At 61.9% G+C, this 2,743-nt stretch carries 1 protein-coding gene; it reads left to right on the forward strand.

Annotated features, from left to right (window positions below):
- On the forward strand, window positions 1-2,743 hold a 2,743-nt coding region (locus CAG22_RS28620; RefSeq protein ID WP_371916869.1), incomplete at both ends, for an immunoglobulin-like domain-containing protein.

Below are 2,743 nucleotides of genomic sequence, written 5' to 3' on the forward strand. Positions count from 1 at the left end.
CGTCACCCTGAGCAACGGCCAGACCCTGAGCTTTGCCGAGGGTGCGCTTACTGCGACCACCAATCCGTTCGTGGCCCAGAGCGATGATGTGTTCAAGGATGGTGAAACCCAGACCGTCAGCGTGATTGATGCCGGTAGCCACAACTTTGAAAACCTGAACACCAGCGCCACCACGACGATCACCGTGAGCGACACCGTCGACACCGTGAAGGCCGAGTTGAGCATTTCGCCGAACCCGGCCGTGGAAGGGCAGGCGGTGACCTACACCATTACCCTGACCGGCCCGGCCGGTGCCGATTTGACCCAGCATGGCGGCCTAGATATCGCGCTGAGCAACGGTAAGGTGGTTCACATCGCCGCCGGGCAGATCAGTGGCTCGCAGTCGGGTGTTCTGGCGGACAACGTCTATGTCGGCAGCAGTGCTCCGAGCATCGCCATCTCTGGGATAACCGAACAAGGCACCGGCAAACAGGTCTTTGAAAACCTGGTCAAAGGCGACCCGGTGACCCTGCAGATCACCGACGAGCCGGGCACCCCAGGCAACCCTGGCACCCCAGGCACGCCGAATGGCGGCGATGAAGTGACGCTGACCCTGACGGGCAATACCGTGCAGGAAGGCAACACCACGACCATCACCGCTACCTTGAGCCACCCGGCAGGCCAGGCGTTCACTGTCACCCTGAGCAACGGCCAGACCATGACCTTTGCCGAGGGCGCGCTTACCGCGACTACCAATCCGTTCGTGGCACAGAGCGATGACGTGTACCGTGACGGTGAAACCCAGACCATCAGCGTGACGAATGCGGGCAACCACAATTTCGAAAACCTGAACACCAGCGCGACCACGACCGTTACGGTGAGCGATACCGTCGACACCGTGAAGGCCGAGCTGAGCATCTCGCCGAACCCGGCAGTGGAAGGCCAGGCGGTGACTTACACCATTACCCTGACCGGTCCTGCCGGTGCCGACCTGACCCAGCATGGCGGTCTTGATATCGCGCTGAGCAATGGCAAGGTCGTTCACATTCCGGCCGGGGAAATTACTGGCTCGCAAACCGCCAACCTGGCGGACAACGTCTATGTCGGCAGCAGTGCTCCAAGCATCGCCATCAACGGAATCACCGAGCAAGGCATCGGCAAACAGGTCTTTGAGAACCTGGTCAAAGGCGACCCGGTCACTCTGCAGATCACCGACGAACCGGGTACTCCAGGCAACCCTGGCACCCCAGGCACGCCGAATGGCGGCGATGAAGTGACGCTGACCCTCACCGGCAATGCCGTGCAGGAAGGCAATACCACGACCATCACCGGCACCCTGAGTCATCCCGCAGGCCAGACCTTCACCGTTACTCTGAGCAACGGCCAGACCCTGACCTTTGCCAAGGACGCCACCACCGCGACCACCGCACCGTTCGTGGCACAGAGCGATGACGTGTACCGTGACGGTGAAACCCAGACCATCAGCGTGACAAATGCGGGCAACCACAACTTCGAAAACCTGAACACCAGCGCGACCACGACCGTCATCGTGAGCGACACCGTCGACACCGTGAAGGCCGAGCTGAGTATCTCACCGAACCCGGCGGTGGAAGGCCAGGCGGTGACCTACACCATCACCCTGACCGGTCCTGCCGGTGCCGACCTGAGTCAGCACGGTGGCCTGTCCATCGCACTGAGCAACGGCGAGGTAATCAACATCCCAGCAGGCCAGATCAGTGGCTCGCAGTCGGGCGTCCTGGCGGACAACGTCTATGTCGGCAGCAGTGCTCCAAGTATCGCCATCAACGGAATCACCGAGCAAGGCACCGGCAAACAGGTCTTTGAAAACCTGGTCAAAGGCGACCCGGTAACCCTGCAAATCACCGACGAGCCGGGCACCCCAGGTAACCCTGGCACCCCGGGTACGCCGAATGGCGGCGATGAAGTGACGCTGACCCTCACCGGTAATACCGTGCAGGAAGGTCACACCACGACCATCACCGGCACCCTGAGCCATCCGGCAGGCCAGGCCTTCACCGTCACCCTGAGCAACGGCCAGACCCTGACCTTTGCCGAGGGCGCGCTTACCGCGACTACCAATCCGTTCGTGGCCCAGAGCGATGACGTATTCCGTGATGGCGAAACCCAGACCATCAGCGTGACGAATGCAGGTACCCACAACTTCGAAAACCTGAACACCAGCGCGACCACGACCGTCACGGTGAGCGACACCGTCGACACCGTGAAGGCCGAGCTGAGCATCTCGCCGAACCCGGCAGTGGAAGGCCAGGCGGTGACTTACACCATTACCCTGACCGATCCTGCCGGTGCCGACCTGAGTCAGCACGGTGGCCTGTCCATCGCACTGAGCAACGGCGAGGTGATCAACATCCCTGCGGGCCAGATCAGCGCTTCGCAAACCGCTAACCTGGCGGACGACGTCTATGTCGGCAGCAGTGCTCCGAGCATCGCCATCAACGGGATCACCGAGCAAGGCACGGGTAAACAGGTCTTTGAAAACCTGGTCAAAGGCGACCCGGTCACCCTGCAGATCACTGACGAGCCGGGTACCCCAGGTAACCCTGGCACTCCAGGCACGCCGAATGGCGGCGATGAAGTGACGCTGACCCTCACCTGCAACGCCGTGCAGGAAGGCAACACCACGACCATCACCGGCACCCTGAGCCACCCGGCAGGCCAAGCCTTCACCGTCACCCTGAGCAACGGCCAGACCCTGAGCTTTGCCGAGGGTGCGCTTACTGCG

Origin of the sequence: Pseudomonas sp. B8(2017), assembly GCF_002113575.1 — a bacterium.
Classification (GTDB): Bacteria; Pseudomonadota; Gammaproteobacteria; order Pseudomonadales; family Pseudomonadaceae; genus Aquipseudomonas; species Aquipseudomonas putida_Z.